The following is a 26,671-nucleotide window of genomic DNA, read 5'->3' as shown; positions in this document are numbered from 1 at the left end:
GTGAAAATGCCACGTGAGGACCAGTGAACTCGCGGATTCTGTAGCCAGGCTTAAGAACCGGTAGGAGTTGACTAGCCGCGCCGGTCGTGCCGTTCGCAGCCCCACCGGCGGGCATCTCATACCCTGTGCGCATGCCTGCAGTGGAACCTCGCCGATGACGCGGTTCCTGATGCGGCGTCTTCTCAACTACGTCGTGCTGTTGATCTTGGCGTCGTTTCTGACATTCGTGTTGACCTCGGCGTCGTTCAAGCCCCTGGACAGCCTCGCGTCACGCAATCCCCGTCCGCCCCAGACGGTGATCGACGCGAAGGCGGCCGAGCTGAATCTGGATCGGCCGATTCCGATCCGCTACGTTCGCTGGGCGTCGGGTGCCATTCGAGGCGACTTCGGCACGACCGTCACGGGCCAACCCATCGCCGACGAATTGGGTCGCCGCGTCGGGGTCAGCCTGCGACTTCTGATCATCGGTGCGGTGTTGGGGACGGTGATCGGTGTCGTCGTCGGCGCCTGGGGGGCGATCCGGCAGTATCACCTCAGCGACCGCGTCATCACGGTGCTGTCGTTGTTGCTGTTGAGCACACCGGTTTTCGTCATCGCAAACCTGTTGATCCTCGGCGCAAACGGAGTGAATTCGATTCTCGGCGTTCAAGTGTTCGAATACATCGGTGAGACGTCACCGGATGCGCTCACCGGCGGATGGAGCCAGTTCGTCGACCGGATGCAGCATCTGGTGCTGCCGACGTTCACGCTCGCACTGATGGGAATAGCCGGCTACAGCCGATATCAGCGCAATGCGATGCTCGATGTGCTCGGTCAGGATTTCATTCGCACCGCGCGCGCCAAGGGCTTGACCCGCAGGCAGGCCCTGTTCAAACACGGCCTGCGCACCGCTCTGATTCCAATGGCAACGCTGTTCGCCTATGGCATAAGCGGTTTGGTGACCGGGGCGGTGTTCACCGAAAAGATTTTCGGCTGGCACGGCATGGGCGAGTGGGTAGTGCAGGGAATCGCGACCCAGGACACCAACATCATCGCCGCCGTGACCGTGTTCACCGGCGCTGCCGTCCTCTTCGCCGGCCTGCTCTCCGACGTCATCTACGCCGCGCTGGATCCCAGGGTGCGTGTCTCGTGACAGAGCCGGTGACCACCGAAACCGCGACGACAGCCAAGTCCGGGTTGGACGCGCACGCATTCGCTTCCCGTCGAACCCTGGTCTGGCGCAGGTTCTTACGCAGCAAGCCCGCCGTCGCATCGCTGATAGTGCTCGTGCTGTTCTTCGTCGGCTGCTACGCGCTGCCACCGCTGCTGCCTTACAGCTATACCGACCTGGACTTTTACGCGCTGCAGCAGCCACCCAATCCCAGCCACTGGTTCGGCACCAATGCGCTCGGCCAGGATCTACTGGCGCTGACGCTTCGCGGCATGCAGAAGTCGATGTTGATCGGCGTCTGTGTGGCCATCATCTCCACGGTCCTGGCCGCCACGGTCGGTGCGATCGCCGGCTACTTCGGTGGCTGGCGCGATCGCCGGCTGATGTGGCTCGTCGACCTCCTGCTGGTGGTGCCGAGCTTCATTGTGATCGCGATCGTCACTCCGCGCCTGGGTTCGGCCGACCGTGTCTTCTGGTTGATCCTGTTGTTCTCGGTGTTCGGCTGGATGATCAGCTCGCGCATCGTGCGCGGTATGACGATGAGCCTGCGGGAACGCGAATTCGTCGTTGCGGCACGGTACATGGGCGTGCCCAACTGGCGCATCATCGTTCGGCACATCCTTCCGAATGTCGCGTCGCTGCTCATCATCGACACCACGCTGAATGTCGGCACCGCGATCATCGGCGAAACGGGGTTGAGCTTTTTGGGGTTCGGCATACAACCGCCGGATGTGTCACTGGGCACGCTGATCGCCGACGGCACCAACTCGGCCACGACGTTCCCGTGGGTGTTCCTGTTCCCCGCGGGTGTTCTGGTATTGATCGTCCTGTGTACCAACCTCATCGGTGACGGAATCCGCGACGCGCTCGACCCGAGCGCACGGCCACTGCGAGGGAGAGGCAAATGAGTCTCCTGGAGGTCCGCGACCTCACCGTCACCTTTCCTACCGAAACCGAGCGGGTAGCGGCGGTCCGCGGACTGAACTACCACGTCGACAAGGGGGAAGTGGTCGCCCTCGTCGGCGAATCCGGTGCGGGCAAGTCGGCGGGAGCGATGGCCGTCGTCGGACTGCTGCCGGAGTACGCCGAGGTGGGCGGATCGGTGCGGCTGCACGGCGACGAGTTACTCGGGTTGTCCGACCGGCGGATGTCCCGGGTTCGGGGCAAGGCCATCGGCACGGTGTTCCAGGACCCGATGTCGGCCCTGACGCCGGTCTATACCATCGGCGACCAGATCGCCGAGGCCATCGCGGTGCACAACGACGAGACCACCCGCAGGGCGGCGCGCACCCGCGCCGTCGAGCTGCTCGAGCTCGTCGGCATCGGCCAGCCGGAACAACGCGCCAGGGCATTCCCGCACGAGCTGTCCGGCGGCGAGCGTCAACGTGTGGTCATCGCCATCGCCATCGCCAACGATCCCGACCTACTCATCTGCGACGAACCGACCACCGCACTGGACGTCACCGTGCAGGCGCAGATCCTCGAGGTGTTGAAAACCGCGCGGGACGTCACCGGCGCGGGCGTGCTGATCATCACCCACGATCTCGGGGTGGTTGCCGAGTTCGCCGACCGCGCGCTGGTGATGTATGCCGGCCGCGCCGTCGAGGTGGCCACGGTCGGCGAACTGTACCGCGATCGCCGGATGCCCTACACCGCAGGGCTTCTCGGCTCGGTACCGCGACTCGATGCCCCACAGGGTGCGCGGCTGGTGCCGATTCCGGGTGCCCCGCCGTCGCTGGCGGCGCTGCCGCCGGGATGCCCGTTCGCACCGCGCTGCCCGCTGGCGATCGACGACTGCCGTGCAGCCGAGCCCGAACTGATCACGGTCGCACCGAATCACACCGCGGCCTGCATCCGGACCGAACATGTCAGCGGCCGCAGCGCCGCCGACATCTATGGCGTCTCCACCGCACCAAGAGCGAACGACCGGGCGCCCCAGGACGCTCCCGTCGTGTTGCGCGTCCAAAACCTGGTCAAGACATACAAACTGACCAAAGGGGTGGTGCTGCGCCGCACGATCGGCGAAGTGCGGGCGGTCGACGGCGTGAGCTTCGAGCTTCAACAGGGCCGCACATTGGGCATCGTCGGCGAATCCGGGTCGGGGAAGTCGACGACGCTGCACCAGATACTGGAACTGTCCCCGCCGCAGGCGGGTTCCATCGAAGTGCTCGGCTTGGACGTGGCCACCCTGACCACGAAAACCCGACGGGCTTTGCGCGGCGACGTGCAGGTGGTGTTCCAGGATCCGGTGGCATCGCTGGACCCACGGCTGCCGGTCTTCGAGGTACTGGCAGAGCCATTGGCCGCCAACGGCTTCGATAAGAAGCGTGTCGACGAACGGGTATCCGAGCTGTTGGGAATCGTCGGGTTGCGTCGCGAGGATGCCAGCCGTTATCCGGCCGAGTTCTCCGGCGGCCAGAAACAACGCATCGGCATCGCCCGTGCGTTGGCGCTGCAGCCCAAGATCCTGGCGCTCGACGAACCGGTGTCGGCGCTTGACGTGTCGATCCAGGCGGGCATCATCAATCTGCTGCTGGACCTGCAGGACCGGTTCGGACTTGCGTATCTGTTCGTCTCCCACGATCTGTCGGTGGTCAAACATCTCGCTCACCGAGTTGCGGTGATGTTCAAGGGCAAGGTGGTCGAACAGGGTGAAGGTGACCAGGTGTTCACCGACCCGCGCAATGACTACACCCGCAGGTTGCTGGCCGCAGTACCTCGACCCGAGCCCGACCGAGGCTAGAGTCTGTCGGATGATGCTCCGACGCTTAGCTGCGACCCTCCTCGTCGTCGGTCTCACCATCACCGCCTGCTCGAGCGGTGACCGGGGAGCACCCCCGGCCGGCGGTAACGCCGAAGTCGGAAAGACCAACGACATCAACCCGCAGGATCCTGCGACTTTGCGCCAGGGCGGCACTCTGCGACTGGCGATGGGCGGTTATCCGTCGAACTTCAACTCGTTGCACGTCGACGGCAACGAAGCCGATACCGGCGCGATGTTGCGGATGACGATGCCGCGCGCATTCCGGGTCGGCTCGGACGGATCCACAACGGTCAACACCGACTACTTCACCAACATCGAGTTGACCAGCGAGAGCCCCCAGGTCGTCACCTACACCATCAATCCCACGGCGGTCTGGAGCGATGGCGCGCCGATCACATGGGCAGACATCGCCTCCCAGATCAACGCGACCAGCGGGAAGAACAAGTCCTTCCGCATCGCCAGCACCAACGGCGCCGACCGTGTCGAGAAGGTGACGCGCGGTGTCGACGACCGCCAGGCCGTCGTCACGTTCGCCAAACCCTTCTCGGACTGGCGGGGGATGTTCGCCGGGAACACCATGCTGCTGCCCAAGAGCACGACCTCCGACCCGGAAGTGTTCAACAAGGGACAACTGGACCGCCCCGGACCCTCCGCCGGTCCGTTCATCGTCACCGACCTGGACCGCACAGCACAGCGGATCACGTTGAAGCGCAACCCGAAATGGTGGGGCACGCCACCGCTGCTGGACGGCATCACCTATCTGGTACTCGACGACAAAGCGCGCATCCCCGCCCTGCAGAACAACACGATCGACGCCACCGGATTGGTTTCGCTGCCCGAGTTGACGACCGCGCGGAACACCTCGGGTATCTCGATCCGGCGTGCGCCGGGGGCCAGCTGGTATCACTTCACGTTCAACGGTGCGCCGGGATCGATACTCGCGGACAAGGCGCTGCGGCTGGCGGTCGCCAAGGGCATCGACCGGCAGGCCATCGCCAACGTCACCCAACGCGGCCTCGTCGACAACCCGGTACCGCTGAACAACCACATCTTCGTCGCCGGGCAGGAGGGTTATCAGGACAACAGTGCCCCGGTGGCCTACGACCCGGAGAAGGCGAAGCAGGAACTCGATGCGCTCGGCTGGCGCCTCAACGGCCAGTTCCGCGAGAAGGACGGCCGCCAGTTGGTGATTCGCGATGTGCTCTTCGACGCGGACACCACGAAGCAGGTCGCCCAGATCGCGCAGAACAGCCTTGCCCAGATCGGTGTGAAGCTCGAGCTCGACACGAAGGGCGGCACCGGCTTCTTCACCAACTACATCATCCCCGGCGACTTCGACATCGCGCAGTTCAGCTGGGTCGGTGACGCGTTCTCACTGTGCTGCCTGAACCAGATCTACACGACCAACGCGGACAGCAACTTCGGCAAAATCAGCAGCCCGGAGATCGACGCGAAGGCCGACCAGACGTTCAACGAACTCGATCCCGCGAAGGCGCGCGAGCTGGCCAACGAACTCGACAAGATGATCTTCGACATCGGCTTCAGCCTGCCGCTGTTCCAATCGGCGGGCAACGTCGCGGTGCGAAGCAACCTGGCGAACTACGGACCGGCTGGCATCGGCGACCTGGACTACACCAAGATCGGCTTCACGAAGTAATCCGCCGCCGACGAGTTCAGTGTGCCCGCGAGTCCATGCGCCGCGCGCGCTGAACCCACGGGTCGGCGAGCATGCCGTTGACGACGCTCACGATCTGGGCGTCGGGGCCGAGACTGCGTCCCTGCAGCCGCAGCGCGACGGTCTCGATACGGTGCAAGAAGGCGTGGAACGCCTCCGCGGCGGACTCGGCATAGAGAGCAGCCGCATTTCTGGGAGAGTCGCCTGTGCCGCCTGCGGCGCTTTGCGATTCGTTGCACAGATACATTGCGTGCTCCTGCACGACCTGCGCCAGGGTCCGCATCAGATCAGCGTCGAGCGGGATGTCGGAATCGCCGTCATCGGCCATGCCGACTTCCAGCACGTAGTCGATCTGGTGTAACGCGTTGAGCGCGTTCTCGATATGCGCGGTTTCAGAACGGAACTCGAAGGGAGGGACCGGCATCGACAGCGTGCGCGCCGCCCGGGTCTGTGCTTGCCGGATCGCGTCGTCGGCAGCCGCATAGGCGCGCGCAACCTCGGCGTCGGCGGCCTCCCGGACGGCCGCCACCTCACCGGCAGCCCATCCGCGCGATGCGGCGTCCTCCGCCTCGGCGTCGGCGCGAACACGCACGAGCTCGCCGCGCAACTGCGCAGCCGCCCGTTCGGCGGCCTCACTTGCGGCCGTGCGCTCATCGGCCCTCTGCTGGGCACGCGTCTCCGCTGCGGCAGCCCGCTCACGGGCCGCCGCGACCTCGGCCTCGGCATCGGCGCGCACCTTCTCGAGCTCGGCGCGCCATTCCTGCACCGCCTGCTCGGCGGCCTCACTCGCGGCCGTGCGCTCCGTGACCCTCTTCTGGGCGCGAGCCTCAGCCGCCGTCGCCCGCTCGCCGGCCGCCGCCAGTTCGGCTTCGGCATCGGCGCGAACCTGCTCCAGCTCGCTGCGCAGCTGTTGCACACCCCGTTCGTGCGCTTCTGCGGCGGCCGCGCGCTCGGTCGTTCGTTCGGTTTCTTTCTGGGCAGCCTGCTGCCCGACCGTGCGGGCGTGTTCTCGCGCCGCAGCGGCGGTGCGTGATGACTCTTCGGCTTCGGCTCTGGCCGCCGCGGCTGCCGCCTCGGCGTCCAGCCTCGCCTGGTTCGCCTGACGTGACCGGGCTTCCGCCACGCGCCGCATGTGATCGGCCTCTACGAGTTGCATGAGCGGCGAAAGCTGTTGTCGCGCCGGTCCATTTCGTGCGCGGTGCTCGATGAGCTGACGCTCGGTCATCGCCGCGACGGCAACCAACTCTGCCGGGGGCGTCTTTCCGCGTCGTTCAGCGGCCGCCACCGCATCCGCTGCAGCCCGACGGGTCAGCGCGGCCCATTTCTCGGCGCTGAGGTCCGCGATATGCCGCATTGTCGTCGTCATTGTTTACGACGCCGTCCGCTTGCCATTTCAATTGTCGACGTGGAACTTTCATCGGCCGGCGCGGACTGCTTGTCGGGCTGTACCTCCGCGGCCTTGGCCGGCTCCTCCGTCGAAGCCGCCCGCGGCTGAGGGCTTCGTCCGCCCACCGCCGGGGAAGCGCTCGCGGCGAGCCCGGAAAGCGGCCCGGCCTGCTGCGCCAGGATGAGAGCGAATTGATTCTGATAGACCGTCACGGCGTCGGCGAGCGTTTCGTCTCCTAGCCGCTCGGCGTCGCGAAGCAATCCTCGCAGTGTCGCCATCGCGAGTTCCGGACCGAGGCCGAGAGTGGCTGCCTCACTGGCTGCTGGTTCCAGGCCTGCGGTCTTGACCAGCCACTTCAGTGTCGCCCAGCACTGCTGAGAGGCCAAAGCCTGCTTCTCGGCGTCGCGCGCTTCCTGATGATGGCGCTCGCGCTGCTCGAGGTCCCCATTGAGCCGCTTGCCCGCCCGCCTGCTCGCGTAAAGCACAGCACAGAAAACGATCAGTGCCGCGACCACTGCTGCCGCACCGGCGAAGCCCGGGGAGACGATGAACTCGCGCAGCGGCACTGGAGACTCCATTGCCTGCGGAATATTGGTCATCCGAATCATTCTGCCGTATCGGCGACCTCGGCCTGCGCGATCGGGTTCACGAAGTAACCCGCTGCACCACCCGCGGAATCACGGCAGGCAATACGGACTCCACGACCGCCGCTGCGCCGAGCGCCCCGACCAACAGCCGTACGCCCAGGCCGGCCGGCACGGCGTCCAGTTCGCCGGCGCGGGCAGGCAGGCCGGAATGGTCGCCGTCGACCACGGCCTCGACGATGTCGAGCGCCGCTCGCTCGCGGACGTCCAGCGCACTATGACCCGCCGTCGCCAGCTCGACCAGAACCGAATCGGGAATCAACGACACGATCTCCTCGGCGACCGCCCGCGGCGTGATCAGGTCCCGGCCACCGGAGATGACGGCCGTGGGCCACCTGAATTTCGGCATCTCGGCTGCGAGGTCGTAGGGCTCGGCTTCGAATTCCAAGGGGGCAGTGGCGAATTCGCGGAATGCGACGGCCGGGTCCAGCGGCTTGCCGTCCGGTATCGCACCGTAGTTCAATTCACGAAACCCGATGCGGCCGACCAAGTCCGGCTCGTGGCGGTACGGCGCTTTGCGCTCGAACAGCAGTCTTGCGGCCTGATCGAGGACGGTCCACAATCCTCGTCGGCCCCGCAGCAGAAGGTCGAGTTGGCGGGTCAACAGCGCCGGTCCGGCGAGACCGTAGACCGCTGCAGTCAGCTGTCCCGCCGCGGGAGTGAGAATTCCGGCGTCGACGAGCTTTCGCACCTTCGGCGCCAGTTCGGCGGCCTCGGGCTCGTCGCCGTCCCAGAGCACGCGACGGGTTTCGTCTCGCACGGCGTCGATGTCATGCGCCGAAAGCAGCGGCGAGTCGAGAACCATCGCATGTACCCGATTCGGATGGCGCACACCGACTCCCGCGGCCAGATAGGTGCCGTACGAGGTTCCGTAGACGACCGCCTTGTCGACCTGGGCGTCGTCGAGCACGGCGGCGATGTCCTGCACGGCCTGCTCGATGGTGAGGGCTTCGGGGGGCAGATCGGCGCCGCGGTCGTCGTGGCGGGACATGCCGACGCCGCGGTGGTCGATCATGATGACGTCGATGCCCCTGGCCGCGGCGTGCCTGCGCAGCCCCCGATACAGCGCGACCGACGCCGCGCCTGGCCCGCCGGGAATGACGACCAGTGGAGTCATCGACTTGCGGCCGGAACGGACGTAGTAGAGGTCGAACTCGTCATCCCGGTCGGGCGACACCGGTCGCCGCACCGGCCGCACGCCCGGCAAAGCGGCCAATTTGTCGTGCGCACGGCGACGTTTGGCGTTCATCGTCATCGTCGACCATTCTGCCCCCGCCGGTAATAGAGTCGCGGAACAGGTCGACGACGGGGACGCAGTGAACTTGGAGCAGTTCTTCCAGCGGGCGACGCAGGCGTTCGAGGTGTTGGGCGTTTCGTCGATGGTGTTGGGCACCGGCTATGCCATCGGCCTCGCCGCATTCACATGGAGGCGAACCGGCGGAGCACGCGCCTTCAAGACACTGCGCAATGCGATCGGCGGCGCGATCCTGCTCGGCCTCGAACTGCTGGTCGCGGCCGACATCGTCAAGACCGTCACGTCGAAGCCGTCGCTCACCGACGCCGCCATCCTCGGGGTGATCGTGCTCATCCGCACGGTTCTCAGCTTCACCATCGAAGTGGAGATCGACGGAGTGGCGCCGTGGCGCAAGGCCGCCACGACGGGTCCCGAGGTGCTGGCGCGGACCACACGCACGGCCCGATCGCCGTCCGGTCCCGGTGTCTAGCCGCCGCGGATGAGGTCGGAAGCCTTCTCGCCGATCATCACACTGGGGGCGTGGGTGTGCCCGCGGACGATCGCAGGCATCACCGATGCGTCGGCGACCCGCAGACCGTCGACGCCGCGCACCCGTAGTTGCGGGTCGACCACACTCGCGTCGTCGCGACCCATTCGGCAGGTGCCGACGGGATGGTAGAGCGTCTGCGAACACCCGTTGATCGCCGCTTCCAACGCCTCCTCGTTCAAACTGGTCACACCGAGCGGGCGGGCGATCCTGCCGATCACACGGCTCAGGGCGGGTGATTGGGCGATCCGAGCGCTCATTTGCAGTCCCGACACCAACGCGGCCCGGTCCGCGCCTGCGTCGTCGCTGAGGTACTGCGGGTCGATGCTCGGCTTGTCCAAGGGATCAGCCGATCTCAGCGTGATACTGCCGCGGCTGCGCGGTTTCACCAGAATCGGCCCCATAACCACGGCGTGCCGGTCGTACGGGTCGCCGATTCCCTGGTCGAAGAACGGCGCGGGCGCAAAGATCAGTTCCAGGTCCGGCACGTCTAGGTCCGGCCGGCTGCGGACGAAGCCGTAAGCCTCACCGACATTCGATGTGAGCATGCCGCGTCTGCGAAGCAGGTAGTTCGCCAACTCCAACGGCTTCTCGGCGGCGAACAGTGAGTCCTCGGCAACGTCGAAGCCGACTGGTACCGCGAGGTGGTCCATCAGGTTCTGGCCCACCTCGGGCACATCGGCCACCACGTCGATGCCGTGCCGGGTGAGTTGCCCGCGATCACCGATACCGGAAAGCATCAGCAGCTGCGGGCTGTTCACCGCCCCGCCCGCCAGCACCACCTCCCGGCGCGCTCGCACCACGCGGCGCTGACCGAGCTGGTCGAACTCGACTCCCACTGCGCGCCGTCCGTCGAACAGCACCCGGGTCGCGGTGGCCTCGGTCTGCAGGGTCAGATTCGGCCTGCGCAGCGCGGGCTTGAGGTAAGCGTCCGCCGTGCTCCACCGCGCGCCCCGGCGCTGGGTGACGACGGTCTCGCAGAAGCCCTCGGGCGCATCACAATTGGGATTCTCGACGTCGTACCCGCATTCCTGGACCGCTCTCAGCCACGCGGTGGTCGAACTACGCGGGCTGCGCTGCGGTGAGATGACGAGCGGGCCGGCTTCGATCTTCGCGAAGTACTTCGACACGTGCGCGAAGTCCCAGTCCCCGCCCGCGAGCGCACCCCATTCGTCGTAGTCGGCGGCGAATCCGCGCACCCACATCATCGCGTTCATCGATGACGACCCGCCGAGCATTTTGCCTCGGGGCCAATAGATCTCGCGCCCGTCGAGCTGCTTCTGCGGCTCGGTCGAGTAGTCCCAGTCGACCTCGCTGCGGAACAATTTCGAAAACGCCGCGGGGATGCGAACGAACCTGTTCTTGTCCTTGGGGCCCGCCTCGAGCACCACGACCGAAGCGGCCGGATCGGCGCTGAGCCGATTGGCGAGCACCGATCCGGCCGAACCTGTTCCCACGACGATGTAGTCGGCTTCCACCCGCCGGAGTTTATGAGGTGACGCCGTCCTTCGTGGCGAGTTCCCCCGGGCACGGAGGCGGTGAAGCAACCGCCTCGCCGTCGGTGCCTGCGCTTTCACCTCCGCTCGCCGAGGCAGCTTCTCGCGCGGGGAGTAACACGGCCACCGCGGCCGCCGCGCCGAGTGCGATCGCGGCACACAGCAGGGAGCCGATCTGGAGCCCATCCAAGAACGCGGTGTTCACGGCGTCGCGAACGTCGCGGATCGAGCCGGACGAAAGCTGGGTGATGACCTGCTGGGCTGCCGCCATCGACCGTTCCATGGCGGTGCGAACGCCATCGGGCAGTGTCGCGATCACGGAATCGGCGGCGAGCCGATCGGAGTACACCGAAGCGAACACGCTGCCGACGATCGCAACCCCGAGCGTGCCGCCGAGTTCGCGCGTGGTGTCGTTGACGGCCGAACCGACGCCTGCCTTGTCGGCAGGCAGCGAACCCATGATGGCCTCGGTGGCAGGCGCCGTGGTCAGGCCCAGGCCGCCGCCGAGCAGGACCATCTGCCCCGCGATCACCAGGTACGGCGTAGCCGCGTCAACAGTGGACGCCCAGGCAAGTCCGGCTGAGAACATCGCGAGTCCTCCGCTGACGACCACGGTAGTACCGAACCTTTCGACGATGCGGGGACCGAAGGCACTGCCCAGAGCGATCGACACGGCGACCGGAAGCAGCCGAACACCGGTCTCGAATGCGCTGTAGGACTTGACGAATTGGAAGTACTGGGTGATGACGAAGATGAAGCCGAAAAGCGTCAGAAATCCTGCGGTGACGGCCAGACTGCCGCCCGAGAATCGACGGTTCGCGAATACCGATACGTCGAGCATCGGATGCGCACGGCGACGCTCCCACGAGGCGAATGCGACAAGAACGGTCGCGGCGACGGCGAACCCGACGAGAGTGTGCGCACTGCTCCAGCCCCACTTGGGGGCTTCGATGACGGTGTAGACGAGGGCGGTCACCCCGACCGAGGACAGAATCAGGCCGCCCACGTCGACCGGCGGTGTGGCCGGGTCGCGTGACGTCGGAACAAAAAGGTATCCACCGGCGATCGCCACGGCGGCGACCGGAACGTTGACCCAGAAGATCGATCCCCATGCGAAGTGCTCGAGCAGCCAACCACCGGTGATCGGGCCGACGGCCACACCGACGCCCACCATCGCCGCCCACAGGCCGATGGCCTTCGCCCTGGCGGCGGGATCGCTGAAGATGTTGGTGATGAGGGCCAGCGTCGTCGGGAAGATGACCGCGGCGCCGATACCCATCGCCGCCCGGGCCGCGATCAGGCCGTCCGCCGTGGTCATCTGCGCCGCGACGGCAGAGGTGATGGCGAAGACGGCAAGGCCGGAACTCAGCCAGCCGCGCCGGCCATAGCGATCGCTCAGGCTGCCCGCCGACAGCAGCAGACCCGCCATTACGAGGGTGTACGCGTCGACGATCCACTGCAGTTGCGCGGTGTCGGCGTCGAGTTCGCGCGACAGCGTGGGCAGGGCGACGTTGACGACGGTGGCGTCGACGCTGATGACGAACACGCTCAGGCAGATGACGAGCAGCGCGGCGATCGGGCGATCGCGGATAACAGGGGGGCGTGGGTCTGTAGTCATAGGGCGAACCGTAAACCTCATAGACAAGATTTTCAAGCAATAGAACTTTAAACTTGTCGAATACGGTAGGTTGTCCGTATGGCCGCCCGGAAGAGCTACAACCAGAACTGCCCGATAGCGCGGGGCCTGGATCTGCTCGGCGAGCGATGGACCTTGCTGATCCTGCGAGAGCTGATCGGAGGCGCCCGCAGATACAGCGACCTGCGCGCCGAGCTTCCTGGCATCGCGACCAACCTGCTCGCCGACCGGCTGCGGGAACTGGAAGTGTCAGGCGTGGTCGACCGCACCGAGCTACCACCGCCCATCGCCCGCACCGTGTACACCCTCAGCGAGGTCGGCTGGCGCAAGGTTCCCCCGGTCATCGGCGCCATCGCCACATTCGGCCTGGACCTGATCGAACCGGACGCCAGCGCCTTGACTCCGTTGAACGGCTTCCTGGCCGGGATCCTGTTGGCGTTCGACCCCGCCCGCGCCGCGGACCTGGCGGCAACCTACCGGGTCGACATCGATGGGCGCCGTTTCGAATTCGGCGTGCGTGACCGCAACCTGACCGCTGCACGGATGGAACCGGCGATCACGGTCGCCGCGACGGCGGCCGACCTGATCACCGCCAGGCTCGGCTCGACGGCCGCCGAGCGTAAGGCCGCGCTGCGGCGGGTGAAAGTCGACGGCGACCCCGATGGGATCAACGCCATGCGCAACGCGTTCAGGTTGGCCGGCGACCCAGGCTTGGCGGTCGCCACCTAGGTGGCAGCTAAGCGGACAGTTCGATGTGGTGCGCGGCGCCGACGCTTCTGTAGCGCTCCGGGCTGCAGGTCAACACAATGACCTGGCCGTCGCTGCCGACGGCATCGAACACCGCGCCCATCTTGATCAACCGGTCGGGGTCGGTGAAGCCGAGCGCGTCGTCGATGACGACGGGAACGCTGTCCTCCTTGGCGACCATGGCGGCCCCTGCCAGCCTTGCCACAATGCCCAGCTGCTCCTTCGCGCCGCCGGACAGCGAGTCGTAGGGAACGGTGCGTCCCGACAGCGTGCGACTGCAGATCCGCAGCTGGGCGTCGACCTCGACTTCGAAGGTGTCCCCGAAGACGATGCGGCCCAGCCGCTCGACCTGATTGCGGAACGGGTCCACGTAGCGCAGCCGGGTGGCGTCACGATGCCGGGCCATCACCGAGCGCAGCAGCTGTGCGGCCCGCGCCCGCCGGTGCACCCGCAGGTATTCGGCTTCGGCATGCTCGCGTTCGGTTTCGGCGGCGTCGAGCTGGCATTTGCGTCCCTCGGTCCCGTACACCTTGAGCTGTGCGGTCACCAGCCGCAGTGCGTCGGCGACCTCGTCATGACGACCACACAGCGCGTCGACGCGCCGCAGCGCCTCGTCCAGTGCGGCGGTAACGGTATCCGGTGCGCAGCGGGCGAGTTCGCCGCCGAGGTCTGCGACGAGGCCGGTGGCGCGCCGCGACTTGTCCGTGTCGGCCTCGGCCCGCACGAGAAGCTCGTCGTCGGTCGCGGCGGCGCGCTGCTGTGTCAGGCGTTCCCGTCCCACGGCGAGCTCCGCATAGCACGCCGTCAGCTTCTCGCGGGCAACACCGGCGTGAGTCGCCCTCTCCCCCAAGCGCTTTGCCGCTGCCTCGGCCACCTTCCGATGGGTCTCGCAATCGGCGATGGCCTTGCGCTGCGCTGCGCTGGCTTCGTTGAGCTCGACTCGGGCGCTCGCCGAATCGGCTGGGCCCGTCGTGTCACCGCGGTGTGCGATGTCGCCGTTGCGCAGCTCGGCGAGCCGCGCGCGGAGCGCATCGACGTCGTCGTCCCCGATGAGGCCATTGGCGGTCGCCGTCGACCTGTCGCGCGCTCCGACCAGTTCCCGGCGCCGCTGATCGACGGCGCGCGCCTGCGCGACACCGTCGACTTCGGCGGCTGCCAGCGCAGTCGTCAGAACGTCCTGTGCCGCATCGAGTTTGGCTTGCGTGTCGGCGGCGGGAGCGCCGGGCACCACCCGCACGGTGAGCACACCCGGCACGTCGATGTCCGTCGTTGTGGTGGCGTTCGCCGACCAGGCGCCGCCGGCTTCCAGGGTGACCGGTTGCCCGCCGACCTGCAGCTCGACGCCTGCGACCGCGACGACCTCGATGTGCGCCGACGCCAGCTCGGCCTGACCGGCGGCGCGTTCCACGGCGGCCGCCGCGGTCTCGACGTCGCGCATCGACGCGTCGGTCAGCGCTATCGGCGCGAGTTCGCGCTCGGCGTGCTCGATCTCGCGCCGTGCGGCGTCGATCTTCGTCAGCCGGCTGGACAGCCGGTTGGCCTCGTCCCGGTCCGACAGCTGCTCTACGGCGCGGCGAGCGGCCTCGACGCGGGCCTGACTGGCCTGCAGGAAAGCACGGGCCTCTTCGGCGGCGGTCTCCGCGGCCTCCTGAACCTCGTTGGCGGTGAGTTCGTCGTCGTGGGCCTGCGCGGCCGCTCTCTCCAGCTCGGCGACCGCGGCGGCGCGCTCATTGACGTCGGCCTGCAGCCTGCGCCGCTCGGTCAGCGCCGAGACGGACGCTTCCAGCGTGGCAACGGCGGCCGCGGCGACCACTTCCGCCTGCTTGAGCTGTTGAGTCAGCGCCGCGACCTCTTCGGCAGCGGTTCGCGCGGCGGCCAGCTTCGTGACCGCTTCCGCGCGCTCACCTGCCAGCCGCTCGAGTTCCGCGGTGAGCGTGGCGTGCGTGCGTACCGCGTCGTCGACCTCGGCGACCGCGGCCGCGCAGCGGGCCACCTCGTCGTCGGCATCTCGCATGCGTTTCGTCGCGGTGGCCCACTCGCCGGTCGGGCGGCCGGTGGGCGTGAAGTACCGCAGGTACTCGGCGTCGATGCGGTCGATCAGCTGGGGGCACCTCCCGCTTGCTGGCGACGGCTCGGCGCCAGAGAGCTGGACCGCTTCACCGGCGGCCACGTCGAGCGCCCGGGACAGCGCGTCGCATCCCGACAAGTCCACCGCGGACGTCGATGCCGCCTGCAACACACGTTGCGCCTGCCACAGCGTCACGTCGACGGTTTCGTCGAGGATCGCCCGCACCCGGTCGTGTGCCTCGTCGCCGGTCAGCTGTTCGCGCCGCGGCGCCAGCACCGTGAGCGCGGTCTCCGCGCGTTTGTGGAACCGCTTGCGGTAGACGAACCGGTAAGGGCCGGTACTGATTTCGGCGGTGATCTCGGCGCCGACGTCGGCGTGGGTCGGCTTGACCTGTTTGACTTCCTTCTTCGTCGACCTGTCCTTGGCGTCCAGCAGCAGATCCAGCGCCTCGATCATCGACGACTTGCCGATCTCGTTGGCGCCGCAGACCACCACCACCCCGTGGTCGGGGAATTCGATCTCGCGGTGGGTGATGCCGCGGTAGTTGGTCAGGGCGAGCCTGTGCAGCTTCATGCGACACCCCTGTCGACAAGACGCAGCAGAAGTGCGAGAGCCGCCCTGGCATCGTCGGCGTTTTCGCCGTCGGAGCGCGCCGCGGCCACCAGTTCGTCGACGGCCGCGGCGGCGAAACCGCCGATGCCGAGGTCGTCGAACTCGCCGTCGGCCGGGATCACCGCGATCTCGGACTGCCGCTCCCACCGGCCGAGCGCCGCGAACAGTCGCGCGTACTTGTCCAGGCAGGCATCCAACGTCGCCTTGTCGGTCACCGTGAGCGATCCGGTGAGTGCCAGCCGAACGACGGTGCGCTCCTTGTCGGACAGCAGATCGAGGTTGATGTCGAGGTCGGCGACGTCGCGGCTGCTGTCCACCGCGTGACGCAGGGTGACGAAGCGCCAGCGGCCCACCCGCCGCGCCTCGACACTGGCGGGCCTGCCCGGGTCGGCCTCGTCGATGTCGACCAGCAGCACATGGCCGGGGTCGGGTTCGATGTCGTCGTAGTTGGTGACTTCGGGCGACCCCGAATACCAGATGCGGCCCGTCGTCCCGACCTGCATGCGAGAGTGCTTGTCGCCCAGAGCGACATAGTGCACCGCGCCGCGCTCGATCGCCGCTTCCACCGACGCGAGTTCGATCAGGGACGGCCGGTCCTTGTCGGGAACGAAGATGTCGACAGCGCCATGGCCGACCACGATGCGCGTGGTTCCGTCGGCAGGCAGATCGCTGAGAACCCCGGCGAGGAGGTCGGTGGTCGGCGCCTTCGAAGTCCACGGCGCAGCAACGATTTCCAGGCCGGGGCGCACTTCGTGCACACCAGGGCGATCGAAGACCGTGACGTTGTCCGGGCGTTCGGCGGTGAACAGCGCGCTGGTGTACACCGACGACGCGTCGAGCGGATCGTGGTTGCCCGGCAGCAGGTAGACCGGAACACCGATCGCCCGCATGGCCTCGAGCGACTGACTGACGATCCGCGGCGCCAGCTGGTTGTGCTCGAACACGTCGCCGGCCACCACGACGAACTCAGCACCCGCCTCGTCGGCCAGGCCACCCAGCCCAGCCACGGCATCGCGCCGGGCGGCCGAATACCGTGGCTGCGCCTCGCCGTTGAGGAAGTACCGGGTCATCCCGAGCTGCCAGTCGGCGGTATGCACGAATCTCACTTCGACCCTCCTCCCGTGCCGCATCTTTGCTAGGTGTGGCGAGTGTAGGTCCGGTCGCCGACAAGACCCGGGACGCGCGTCGGCATGCCCTACGGTTGACGCGTGACCGACCGCTACCGCACGCTGCTGTTGCTTCGGCATGCGAAGTCGGATTATCCGGCCGGGGTGGCCGACCATCAGCGCCCGCTGGCCGCGCGGGGACAGCGGGAGGCGGCGCTGGCAGGAGACTGGTTGCGCGCTCACGTCCCCGCCGTCGACGCGGTGCTGTGCTCGACGGCCACCCGCACCCGTGAGACGCTGGCTCGCACGCGGATCGACGCGCCGGTCAGCTATGTCGACCGGCTGTACGACGCAACGCCGGGAGTGGTGATCGATGAGATCAACGGTGTCGATTCTGAGGTAGCGACCCTGTTGGTGATCGGCCACGAACCCGCGATGTCATCGGTGGCACTGGGGCTTGCGACCCCGGAAGGCAGCAACACGACTGCGGCCGAACACATCTCGACGAAGTTCCCGACGTCGGCAATCGCGGTGCTGCGCACCGCCGAACCCTGGGAGCAGCTGACGCTCAGCAGCGCCGCGCTGGTCACGTTCCATGTGCCCCGTTGAACTCTCTCCCCCTACCCTTCGGGAGGGTGGGCCCACAGCTTGCTAGGGGAGTGCCCCCACGCGCGAGCGCGCGTCGGCGTCAGGAGCTGGTGGCCAGCGTCAGCTCCATCAGCTTGAGGGCCATCCCGCATGCGTCGATGCCCGGCTGCTGCGGGTTGACCCACCAGCCCACCACGCCACCCGCATCGCTGGCCACGCCGCACGCGCCGTTCGGGTCGTTGGGATGCATGACGATCGAGGGAACGCCTGCGATCGCGCGGCTCTCGACCTTGTACCCGAGCTGGTCGGCGGTCTTGCGCTCGTTGTCCAGGCTGCCCTGTTCGAACCAGAACCGGGTGATGTCGATCAGCCCGGCGGGGTTGGCGGCCTGCCAGCGGCACACCGCGCCGACGAAGGTGCTCTGAATATCGAGCGGGTCGGCACCGACCGTTTTGGCCAGGATGTCCTCGGTGAGAACCTCACACTCTTTGAGGAGGTTGGGATACTGCTTCTGCGAGTTGTCGTTGCGCGGCACGTCGCCGGAACCGGCCTTGGCTGCGGTGCCCTCAACGGTTCGCGAACATCCGACCAGCATCGTCACCACGGCGAGCACGGCGACGATCGCGGCGGCCAGCCGGTGCACTGACCCGGTCATTTGGCGTTCACAATCGTTTGACGGGTCAACTCTTTGGCCACGTCGCACGGATCCGGGAAGGGCTTCGCCGAGAAGCTGATCGACCACTCGATGAAGTCGTCGTCGTACTGGATGCCGATCTCGCAGAGGTTCTGCCCCAACGTCGGGTCCTGGCCTATGGCGATGAAGCCGTCATGGCCCTCGATGTTGATGGGGTCGACGCTGCTCCGGGAGAGCTCTTCGGTCTTGCGCTCGCGCCCGATCGGGCTGCCGCGGTACCAGGTGAACGAGAAATGCGGGCCGAGGATGCCGCCGCCGGCCAGCCACTGGCATCCGACCGAATTCTTGGCCGTGTTGACCAGGCCCGGCACGCGGCTCTGCTCGGCCATCGTCTGGTCGCTGATACCGCCGCACTGGGGGAAGAAGGGGCCGTGCTTGACTCCCTGCGCGGTCCCTGGACCCCCCGACGGGTCGGGCGACGACGAGTTCGAGCCCGAGGAGCAAGCCGCCAACATCGGGATCAGGACGGCCGCTGCGACGGCCAGCCGCTTCACGTTGCCGGGGATCACAGCGCACACTGTAGCGGCAGCCACCAAGGTCATCCTGAGAGACACGCTGACCTGCCTTTTTCTCGTTCAGAGCGGGTCTCGGGGCGTCGACAACCCGACAGGATGGTGTGCGAAAGTAGCTGGATGCTCCTGGCCCTGCTGCGGCAATATGTGCGGCCATATCGCTGGCTGCTCATCACCGTCGCGGTGCTGCAGGTGATCAGCACACTCGCGTCGCTGTATCTGCCGACGGTCAACGCTGCGATCATCGACGACGGCGTGGCCAAGGGCGACACGCGCACCATCGTCGAGCTCGGCGGGGTGATGCTCGCCGTCACCGGACTGCAGGTGCTGTGCGCCATCGGCGCGGTGTACTTCGGCTCGCGCTCCGCGATGGGTTTCGGTCGCGATCTGCGGTCGGCGATCTTTCACCACGTGACCGGGTTCTCGGCCGCCGAGACCGCACGCTTCGGCGCACCGACTCTGCTGACCCGCACCACCAACGACGTCCAGCAGGTGCAGCTGCTGGTGCAGCTGACGTGCACGATGCTCATCACCGCGCCGATCATGTCGATCGGCGGCATCTTCATGGCGGTGCACCAGGACGCCGGGCTGTCGTGGCTGCTGCTTGTCAGCGTTCCCGTGCTGGCGCTGGCGAACTACTGGATCGTGTCGCATCTGCTGCCGATCTTCCGCAGCCTGCAGCGGCTCATCGACGGCATCAACCGGGTGATGCGCGAACAGCTGTCGGGTATCCGGGTGATCCGCGCCTTCGCCCGAGAGCCGTTCGAGCGCAGCCGATTCGCCGAAGCGAACCAGGCGCTGTCCGATACCGCCTTGACGGCGGGCCGTTGGCAGGCGCTGATGCTTCCGGTGACCACGCTGGTGATCAACGTCTCCAGCGTCGCGCTGATCTGGTTCGGCGGGCATCGCATCGATGAGGGCGAGATGCAGGTCGGGTCATTGATCGCGTTCCTGTCCTACTTCATGCAGATCTTGATGGCCGTGCTGCTGGCGACGTTCATCCTGGTGCTGGTGCCGCGGGCTGCGGCCTGTGCGGAACGGATCACCGAGGTGTTGTGCACCGAGCCGGTGATCACCAGTCCCGCCGAGCCCGTCCGGCCGGCATCGGTCGACGGGGCGATCAGCCTGCGCGACGCCACGTTCTGCTATCCGGGCGCCGATCGTCCTGTGCTGCAGAACGTCTCGCTGACGGCCGGGCCCGGCACGACCACCGCCATCGTCGGGTCCACCGGTTCGGGCAAGTCGACGCTGGTATCGCTGATCTGCCGGATGTACGACGTCACCTCCGGATCTGTGCGCATCGACGACGTCGACGTGCGGGACTACGACACCGAACAGCTGTGGTCCGCGATCGGCCTTGTGCCGCAGCGGGGTTACCTGTTCTCCGGCACCGTCGCCGAAAACCTGCGCTACGGCAAGGCCGACGCCACCGACGACGAGATGTGGGAGGCGCTGCGGGTGGCGTCGGCCGACGGCTTCGTCTCTTCCCACGCCGACGGCCTCGACATGCCGGTCGCCCAGGGCGGCATCAACTTCTCGGGCGGTCAGCGGCAGCGATTGGCGATCGCCCGCGCTGTGATCCGTCGACCGGCCATCTACTTGTTCGACGACGCGTTCTCGGCGCTCGACGTGCACACCGACGCCCGGGTCCGGTCGGCGCTGAGCGAGGTGTCCGCCGACGCCACGGTCGTCATTGTGGCGCAAAGGATCTCGACGGTGGCCGCGGCCGATCAGATCATCGTCGTCGACGACGGCGAGGTGGTGGGCACAGGAACCCACGAGTCGTTGCTGCTCGACTGCCCCACCTATGCCGAGTTCGCCGACTCGCAGGCAATCGGAGCCGGCGTCGGAGGCACTCCATGACACAGCCGCTGGGGCGCCCGATCCGTGGCATGGTGCAGGCGCCGACGGAGCGTTCCCGCGACTTCAAGGGCTCCGCGATGCGGCTGGTGAAGCGGTTGACCCCGCAGCGCGGCCCGACTGCGGCGGTGCTCCTGCTCGGTGTCGCAGGCATCGCGCTCGGGGTGATCGGTCCGCGCATCCTCGGGCACGCCACCGATCTGTTGTTCAACGGTGTGATCGGCCGGGAACTGCCTGCGGGCCTGACCAAGGAACAGGCAATCGACGCGGCCAGGGCTCGCGGTGACAACACGTTCGCCGATCTGTTGTCGGGCATGAACGTCGTTCCGGGCCGCGGCGTGGACTTCGCCGCGATCGGCCGCACGCTTCTGTTGGCTCTGGCGTTGTATCTAATTGCGGCGCTGTTTATTTGGGTCCAGGCGCGGCTGCTCAACGTGGTGGTGCAGCGCACCATGGTCGCGCTGCGGTCCGACGTGGAGGACAAGCTGCACCGGCTGCCGCTGTCGTATTTCGACACCAGGCAGCGAGGCGAAGTGTTGAGCCGTGTCACCAACGACATCGACAACATCTCGACCTCGCTGTCGATGACGATCAGCCAGCTGCTCACGTCACTGCTGACCGTCGTCGCCGTGCTGGTGATGATGTTGACGATTTCACCGATGCTGGCGCTGCTCACGGTCGTCACCGTGCCGTTGTCGTTGTTCGTGACGCGAGAGATCGCGCGCCGTTCGCAGCGCCTGTTCGTCGCGCAATGGCGTAACACCGGGCGGCTCAACGCCCACATCGAAGAGACCTACAGCGGCTTCAACCTGGTCAAGACCTTCGGCCACCGGGCGCTGGCAGAAGAGCAGTTCCGCGAGCGCAATGACGACGTCTACCACGCCAGCCGCGGCGCGCAGTTCTTCTCGGGCCTCGTCGGGCCCGCCACCACGTTCATCGGCAACCTGAGCTACGTGGCGGTGGCGGTGGTCGGCGGCATCCAGGTGGCGACCGGCCAGATCACGCTCGGCAGTATCCAAGCGTTCATCCAGTACGTGCGGCAGTTCAATCAGCCGCTGACCCAGGTCGCGGGCATGTACAACACCCTGCAGTCCGGGATAGCCAGTGCGGAGCGGGTGTTCGACCTGCTCGACGCAGAGGAGGAAACGCCGGACAGGTCCGAACCCCTGCCCTCGCCCGACGGACAGCGCGGCCGGGTGGAGTTCGAGAACGTCAACTTCGCCTACCGGCCGGGCACCCCGGTCATCGAGGACCTGTCACTGGTCGCCGAACCCGGCAGCACGGTCGCGATCGTCGGCCCGACCGGTGCGGGCAAGACCACGCTGGTCAACCTGCTGATGCGGTTCTACGACGTCGATTCGGGCCGAATTCTGGTCGACGGTATCGACATCGCGTCCGTCACTCGGGAGTCGCTGCGGTCGCGGATCGGGATGGTGCTGCAGGACACCTGGCTCTTCGGCGGCACGATCTACGACAACATCGCCTACGGCCGCCCGGATGCCCACGAAGACGAGGTCGTCGATGCGGCGCGCGCCGCCTACGTGGACCGGTTCGTGCACACGCTGCCCGACGGATACGACACCCGGGTCAGCGACGACGGAGGCAGCGTCAGCGCAGGTGAGAAGCAGCTGATCACCATTGCTCGCGCGTTCCTGGCTCGCCCGCAGCTGCTGATCCTCGACGAGGCGACCAGTTCTGTGGACACCCGAACCGAGCTGCTCATCCAGCACGCGATGGTCGAGCTGCGCCGCGACCGGACCAGCTTCATCATTGCCCACCGGCTGTCGACCATCCGCGACGCCGATCAGATCCTGGTGATGGAGGACGGCAGGATCGTCGAGCGCGGCAGCCACGCCGAACTGCTGGCGCGGCACGGCGAATACTGGTCGATGGCGCAGGCCTAACCTGAAAAGAGCGATGCGCTTAACGGCGCCAACGGCTGAGCGGGTCGGACAGTATGTCCCCATGAGCACCAACACGGTGCACACGTTCTGCCGGTACTGCCTCGCGTCGTGCGGCATCGAGGTCACGGTCGAGGACAACCGGGTCACCAAGATCTCGGCTGACAAGCAGAATCCCCACACCTGGCGGGACTTCTGCGCCAAGGGTCGCAGCGCCAACCAACTCGTCGAGCACCCACGCCGCATCCTGAACCCGATGCGTCGCGTCGGCGACACGTATGTCGAGACCACGTGGGACGAGGCCATCGCCGACATCGCGGCGGGAATGAACGCGGTGATCGACACCGGCGGGCCCGATGCGGTCGGCGCCTACTACGGCAATCCCGCGGGCTTCTCGTCGTCGAACATCATCTTCTACAACGCTTTGCTGGACGCGATCGGTACGCATAACCGGTACTCCGTCGGCTCCGTGGATCAGAACGCGATGCATGTGGTGGCCTCCGCGATGTACGGCTCTATGCTGATGGCCCCGGTGTCCGACATCGACAACTGCGATTACTTCCTCCTCGTCGGCACCAATCCCGCTGTCAGCGCATGGAATTGGTTGGAGACGGTGCCCGGCGGATGGAAGCGGGCACTCGAGCGGCGACGGCAGGGCGCGAAGATCGTCGTCGTCGATCCCCTGCACACCGAGACCGCCGAGAAGTCCGACGTGCACCTCGCCGTTCGGCCAGGACAGGACTGGGCGCTGCTGTTGGCGATGGTCAAAGTGGTGCTCGAGGAGGGCTTGGAGCACAAACAGGACTGCGCCGACCTCGCCACCGGCGTCGGCGAACTGCGAGCGCTCGTCGCCGACGCCGATCTCGACGACCTCGCGCTGCGTTGTGATGTCCCCCGAGCGGAAATCGAGCAGACGGCACGAGATTTCGCCACCGCCCGTGGTGCGATGGTGGTGACCCGCACCGGCGTCTCGATGCATCTCGCCGGAACTGTCGCCGAGTGGCTCGGGCACGTACTCAACGTCATCACCGGCCGGATGGACCGCCCGGGCGGCCGGCGCTACGAGCCGGGCTACGTCGACGCCGTCGGGCTGTCCGCATTGATCAAGGCGAAGCCGCACTCCAGCCGGCTGCGGGGCCGTCAAATGGTCGCGGGCGCAGACGCACTCAGCGAATTGCCCGACGAGATAACCACTGCCGGGCCCGGCCAGATCCGTGCGATGGTGATCAACTGCGGCAACCCGGTGGTGTCCGGGCCTGACGGCGCGAAACTCGACGGTGCATTCGAACAGCTGGACCTGTTGGTGGCCATCGACTTCGTGCAGCGCGAAAGCCATCGGCATGCGCACTCGCTGCTGCCCGCCGTGCACTGGCTGGAACGCGACGACCTCCTCGCGTTCACCAGCAACATGCACGACGAGCCGTATCTGCAGTTCGGGGCGAAGGCCGTCGATCCCCCGCCGGGCGCGCGACAGGAGTGGCGAATCTTCACCGACCTCGCCATCGCCATGAAGAAGCCGCTGTTCAAGGCGCGAGGGCTGAACGGCTTCATCATCGGAACCCGGCGGGCAGCCCGCCTCACCCGAATGCCGGGCCTGGAATTCGGGCCCCACTGGATCGACCGGCTGGTGGTGGCCACCAGTCGAAAGATCAACGGCCGCAGGGTCAAATGGCGTGACGTCTTGGCGCACCCGCACGGCTGGGTGTTGGGTCCGCGGGAATTCGGGCACTTCAGGGACGCATTGCGAACAGACGACAAGAAGGTGCATGCCGCGCCACCCGAGTTCGTCGAGCGCGCACGTGATCTGCTCGCCGAACCGCATCCGACGGCGCCGGATGGTTATCCGTTCCAGCTGGCGAATCGGCGCAATCGCCACTCGATGAACTCGTGGCTCAACGAGTTGCCGGGCCTGCATCCGGCGGGCAGGAAAAACGAGGTTGTGATCAATCCGGATGACGCGGCGGCGCTCGGTGTCGGCGACGGCGACCGGGTGCGGGTGTTCTCTCCGGTCAGTGAGATCGAACTGCCCGCGACAGTCGACAAGCGGCCGCGCCCCGGCGTCATCATCATCGACCACGGCTGGGGCTCGAGGGTTTTCGATCCGCGCGGCGGTGATGCACCCGAGTCGTTCGGCGTCAACCGCAACCTGCTCGTCGACGGCGGCCCCGTCGACCCGTTGTCGCAGACGTCGGCGTTGAGCTCGTCCTACGTCGGCGTCGAACGCGTCGGCTGACGTTTGCCCCTACGCCTCCAACGAGACACCCGCCCTCTCGGCGACGTCATGTCCTGCCTTGAGCAGGTTGGCGACCATTGCGCGGCCCATCGTGTCGAGGCCGACGTATCCGATTGATGCCACAACTCTCATTGGGCGCCGAATTGGGCAGGGTTCGAGCCGTTGTCCGGCGTGTCGTCGACAGCGCGCCACGACTCGAGGAAGCGCAGAAACGCGGTGGCGCCGGGGTCCTGCAGGCCAATGCTGCGTTCCTGAAGCCACGACGCACGACCGCGCCGGGACTGCAGAGCACGGGTGTCGATGACAGCCCGTTCGGCGCCGGCGATCGCGGTTTCCAATCCCGACGTGCCCTCAGATGCGGCGTCGAGAGCGTCCGCGGCGGGCATGATCGCATCGAGGATCGTCTTGTCGCCGAGCTGGGTCTTGCCGCGCTGCGCGATGTTGTCACCAGCAGCCCGGATGAAGCTCGCCGCATCCGCGACGGTGATTTCGGTGACCTCGGTCCAGGTCTTCGACCCGGCGAGCAGGCCGCCTGCGACCAGGGCGGCCATCGTGGACGGGTTGGCGTTCGCGAACGCCTTTGCGCATTCGCGCGCAATCTGCGCGGGAGTGGCGGAGTCCGGCAGCGCCGAGACGGCCTCGATGACCGCCTCCGCGCCAAGAGTGACCGTGATTCCGAGGTCGCCGTCGCCCAACGCCTGGTCGAGATCGCGCAGCTCGTCGGCGTAGTTCACCAGTTCCGCGAGGCTCCGCCGGGTGCGGTCCTTCAGTTCATCGGCGTTCACGCGCTCAGACTTTCCGGAAGAACGGAGACGATGCCGGCGCGTTCAGCAGAGCCAGTCGCTCGTCGTTGAGTGCGAGCAGAGAGATTGACGCCCCAGCCATTTCCAGACTGGTGGCGTACTCGCCGACATAGGTTTTGGCGATTTCGATCCCCAGGCCGCTGAGCACCTGGTGGGTCCGGCGGTACAGAATGTAGAGCTCCTCGAGTGGCGTGGCACCAAGCCCGTTGACCAGCGCGGCCACCCTGTCAGCGGCCTTCAGCTCCAGATCGTCGACCAAAGCGGTGACGATCCGGTCGGCGATGGCGTCCGCGGTGTCCAATTCCCCGCGGTGGATGCCAGGCTCGCCGTGGATCCCGATGCCGATCTCCATCTCGCCGTCCGGCAGATCGAAGCTCGCAGAACCGGTCGTCGGCAGAATTGTTGGGGACAGACCGATGCCCATCGTCGCGGTGTGCTCGACCACGTCCTCGGCCACGGCCGCGACCTGCTCCAGGTTGTCACCCCGCTCGGCGGCGGCCCCGGCGGCCTTGTAGGCGAAGAAGATTCCGGCGACGCCGCGGCGGTCGCTCTTGCGCTCTTTAGGTTGGCTGGCGACATCGTCTCGACCGAGCACGGTGCGGACTTGAATGTCGTCCAGCTCGGCCAGGTCGGTGGCGAGGTCGAAGTTGAGGACGTCGCCGCCGTAGTTGCCGTACAGCAACAGCACCCCGGCGCCTCCGTTCACCGCCGCGACCGCCTCGAAACACTGCTGCGAGCTCGGTGAGCTGAACACGTTGCCGATCGCGACGCCGTCGCACAGTCCCTTGCCCACATACCCCTTGAACAGCGGCAAGTGGCCGGACCCGCCGCCGGTGACGATGCCGACCTTCCCTGCGACCGGCGCGTCGGCGCGCACCATGATGCGCAGGTCGTCGCCCGGGGTCTTCACCTCATCCGGATGAGCGAGCAGGATGCCCTCGACCATCTCGTCGACGAAACGCTCCGGCTTGTTCAGGATCTTCTTCATGTCTTCCCTCTGCAGGTACGTGGTCG

At 66.9% G+C, this 26,671-nt stretch carries 22 protein-coding genes; 10 read left to right on the top strand and 12 right to left on the bottom strand.

The features are described 5' to 3' along the window. The first annotated feature begins 154 nt into the window (after positions 1-154). The 4 genes from oppB to oppA are packed head-to-tail and all read left to right on the top strand — an operon-like array spanning position 155 to position 5,571. Complete coding sequence (gene oppB, locus QOC76_RS17680; RefSeq protein ID WP_526358645.1) at positions 155-1,132, top strand: oligopeptide ABC transporter permease OppB; 978 nt, start codon at positions 155-157, stop codon at positions 1,130-1,132. Between the two features lie 44 nt (positions 1,133-1,176). Beyond that, entirely contained in the window at positions 1,177-2,058 is an 882-nt protein-coding gene (gene oppC, locus QOC76_RS17675; RefSeq protein WP_526358714.1) for an oligopeptide ABC transporter permease OppC, read from the top strand. Further along, positions 2,055-3,893 carry an oligopeptide ABC transporter ATP-binding protein OppD gene (oppD, locus tag QOC76_RS17670; RefSeq protein ID WP_526358643.1) on the top strand — a complete coding sequence of 613 codons (1,839 nt, stop codon included), beginning with the start codon at positions 2,055-2,057 and terminating at the stop codon, positions 3,891-3,893. The genes oppC and oppD overlap by 4 nt, the downstream gene beginning before the upstream one ends. 10 nt (positions 3,894-3,903) lie before the next feature. Then, on the top strand, positions 3,904-5,571 hold the full coding sequence (gene oppA, locus QOC76_RS17665; protein ID WP_526358641.1) for an oligopeptide ABC transporter substrate-binding protein OppA: 1,668 nt from the start codon (positions 3,904-3,906) through the stop codon (positions 5,569-5,571). A 16-nt stretch (positions 5,572-5,587) separates the two neighbouring features. On the opposite strand, the gene QOC76_RS17660 is transcribed toward oppA, so the two are convergent. The 3 genes from QOC76_RS17660 to QOC76_RS17650 are packed head-to-tail and all read right to left on the bottom strand — an operon-like array spanning position 5,588 to position 8,875. Further along, positions 5,588-6,955, bottom strand: coding sequence for a hypothetical protein (locus QOC76_RS17660; protein WP_526358639.1), 1,368 nt, complete (start codon positions 6,953-6,955; stop codon positions 5,588-5,590). Next, positions 6,952-7,575 carry a hypothetical protein gene (locus QOC76_RS17655; protein ID WP_526358637.1) on the bottom strand — a complete coding sequence of 208 codons (624 nt, stop codon included), beginning with the start codon at positions 7,573-7,575 and terminating at the stop codon, positions 6,952-6,954. Before QOC76_RS17655 ends, QOC76_RS17660 begins: the two co-directional genes overlap by 4 nt. Positions 7,576-7,621: 46 nt before the next feature. After that, entirely contained in the window at positions 7,622-8,875 is a 1,254-nt protein-coding gene (locus QOC76_RS17650; RefSeq protein WP_526358635.1) for an alpha/beta fold hydrolase, read from the bottom strand. A 61-nt stretch (positions 8,876-8,936) separates the two neighbouring features. Between QOC76_RS17650 and QOC76_RS17645 the strand changes: the two genes are divergently transcribed. Beyond that, positions 8,937-9,344 (top strand): DUF1622 domain-containing protein, encoded by a 408-nt coding sequence (locus QOC76_RS17645; RefSeq protein WP_526358633.1) that lies wholly within the window; start codon positions 8,937-8,939, stop codon positions 9,342-9,344. Here the strand turns inward: QOC76_RS17645 and QOC76_RS17640 are convergent. Together QOC76_RS17640 and QOC76_RS17635 are read right to left on the bottom strand one after the other, a co-directional pair. After that, positions 9,341-10,879, bottom strand: a complete 1,539-nt coding sequence (locus tag QOC76_RS17640; RefSeq protein ID WP_526358631.1) for a GMC family oxidoreductase — start codon at positions 10,877-10,879, stop codon at positions 9,341-9,343. The two genes, QOC76_RS17645 and QOC76_RS17640, sit on opposite strands and share 4 nt — an antisense overlap. 10 nt (positions 10,880-10,889) lie before the next feature. Then, the gene (locus QOC76_RS17635; protein ID WP_526358629.1) at positions 10,890-12,515 is read right to left on the bottom strand and encodes an MFS transporter; all 1,626 of its coding nucleotides are present in this window, start codon (positions 12,513-12,515) and stop codon (positions 10,890-10,892) included. 78 nt (positions 12,516-12,593) lie between these two features. Between QOC76_RS17635 and QOC76_RS17630 the strand changes: the two genes are divergently transcribed. Then, positions 12,594-13,262, top strand: a complete 669-nt coding sequence (locus tag QOC76_RS17630) for a winged helix-turn-helix transcriptional regulator (protein WP_526358627.1) — start codon at positions 12,594-12,596, stop codon at positions 13,260-13,262. A gap of 7 nt (positions 13,263-13,269) precedes the next feature. On the opposite strand, the gene QOC76_RS17625 is transcribed toward QOC76_RS17630, so the two are convergent. Then, entirely contained in the window at positions 13,270-15,921 is a 2,652-nt protein-coding gene (locus tag QOC76_RS17625) for an AAA family ATPase (protein WP_526358625.1), read from the bottom strand. Further along, on the bottom strand, positions 15,918-17,066 hold the full coding sequence (locus QOC76_RS17620; RefSeq protein ID WP_526358623.1) for a metallophosphoesterase family protein: 1,149 nt from the start codon (positions 17,064-17,066) through the stop codon (positions 15,918-15,920). Before QOC76_RS17620 ends, QOC76_RS17625 begins: the two co-directional genes overlap by 4 nt. 102 nt (positions 17,067-17,168) lie before the next feature. Here QOC76_RS17620 and QOC76_RS17615 point away from each other — a divergent pair, with 102 nt between their 5' ends. After that, positions 17,169-17,675, top strand: coding sequence for a SixA phosphatase family protein (locus QOC76_RS17615; protein ID WP_526358621.1), 507 nt, complete (start codon positions 17,169-17,171; stop codon positions 17,673-17,675). Between the two features lie 79 nt (positions 17,676-17,754). Here the strand turns inward: QOC76_RS17615 and QOC76_RS17610 are convergent, their stop codons facing one another. Both QOC76_RS17610 and QOC76_RS17605 read right to left on the bottom strand, forming a co-directional pair. After that, complete coding sequence (locus tag QOC76_RS17610; protein ID WP_526358712.1) at positions 17,755-18,249, bottom strand: DUF3558 family protein; 495 nt, start codon at positions 18,247-18,249, stop codon at positions 17,755-17,757. 56 nt (positions 18,250-18,305) lie between these two features. Beyond that, positions 18,306-18,854, bottom strand: coding sequence for a DUF3558 family protein (locus QOC76_RS17605; protein ID WP_526358710.1), 549 nt, complete (start codon positions 18,852-18,854; stop codon positions 18,306-18,308). A 126-nt stretch (positions 18,855-18,980) separates the two neighbouring features. Between QOC76_RS17605 and QOC76_RS17600 the strand changes: the two genes are divergently transcribed. From QOC76_RS17600 to QOC76_RS17590, 3 genes are all read left to right on the top strand, one after another. Continuing rightward, positions 18,981-20,723, top strand: a complete 1,743-nt coding sequence (locus tag QOC76_RS17600) for an ABC transporter ATP-binding protein (protein ID WP_526358619.1) — start codon at positions 18,981-18,983, stop codon at positions 20,721-20,723. Then, positions 20,720-22,624, top strand: a complete 1,905-nt coding sequence (locus tag QOC76_RS17595; RefSeq protein WP_526358617.1) for an ABC transporter ATP-binding protein — start codon at positions 20,720-20,722, stop codon at positions 22,622-22,624. The genes QOC76_RS17600 and QOC76_RS17595 overlap by 4 nt, the downstream gene beginning before the upstream one ends. A gap of 61 nt (positions 22,625-22,685) precedes the next feature. Next, complete coding sequence (locus QOC76_RS17590; RefSeq protein WP_526358615.1) at positions 22,686-24,854, top strand: molybdopterin-containing oxidoreductase family protein; 2,169 nt, start codon at positions 22,686-22,688, stop codon at positions 24,852-24,854. 9 nt (positions 24,855-24,863) lie between these two features. On the opposite strand, the gene QOC76_RS17585 is transcribed toward QOC76_RS17590, so the two are convergent. The 3 genes from QOC76_RS17585 to QOC76_RS17575 are packed head-to-tail and all read right to left on the bottom strand — an operon-like array spanning position 24,864 to position 26,645. Continuing rightward, a complete protein-coding gene (locus tag QOC76_RS17585; RefSeq protein WP_526358613.1) occupies positions 24,864-24,977 on the bottom strand; it encodes an NAD(P)-binding domain-containing protein in 114 nt (37 codons plus the stop codon). A 5-nt stretch (positions 24,978-24,982) separates the two neighbouring features. Further along, complete coding sequence (locus tag QOC76_RS17580; protein ID WP_526358611.1) at positions 24,983-25,639, bottom strand: dihydroxyacetone kinase family protein; 657 nt, start codon at positions 25,637-25,639, stop codon at positions 24,983-24,985. Between the two features lie 4 nt (positions 25,640-25,643). Then, positions 25,644-26,645 (bottom strand): dihydroxyacetone kinase subunit DhaK, encoded by a 1,002-nt coding sequence (locus QOC76_RS17575; protein WP_526358609.1) that lies wholly within the window; start codon positions 26,643-26,645, stop codon positions 25,644-25,646. Positions 26,646-26,671 lie beyond the last annotated feature (26 nt).

Origin of the sequence: Mycobacterium sp., assembly GCF_032159565.1 — a bacterium.
Taxonomy (GTDB): Bacteria; Actinomycetota; Actinomycetes; order Mycobacteriales; family Mycobacteriaceae; genus Mycobacterium.
The sequence above is the reverse complement of the archived record's forward strand: the minus strand, read 5'-3'. Positions and strand labels throughout refer to the sequence as shown.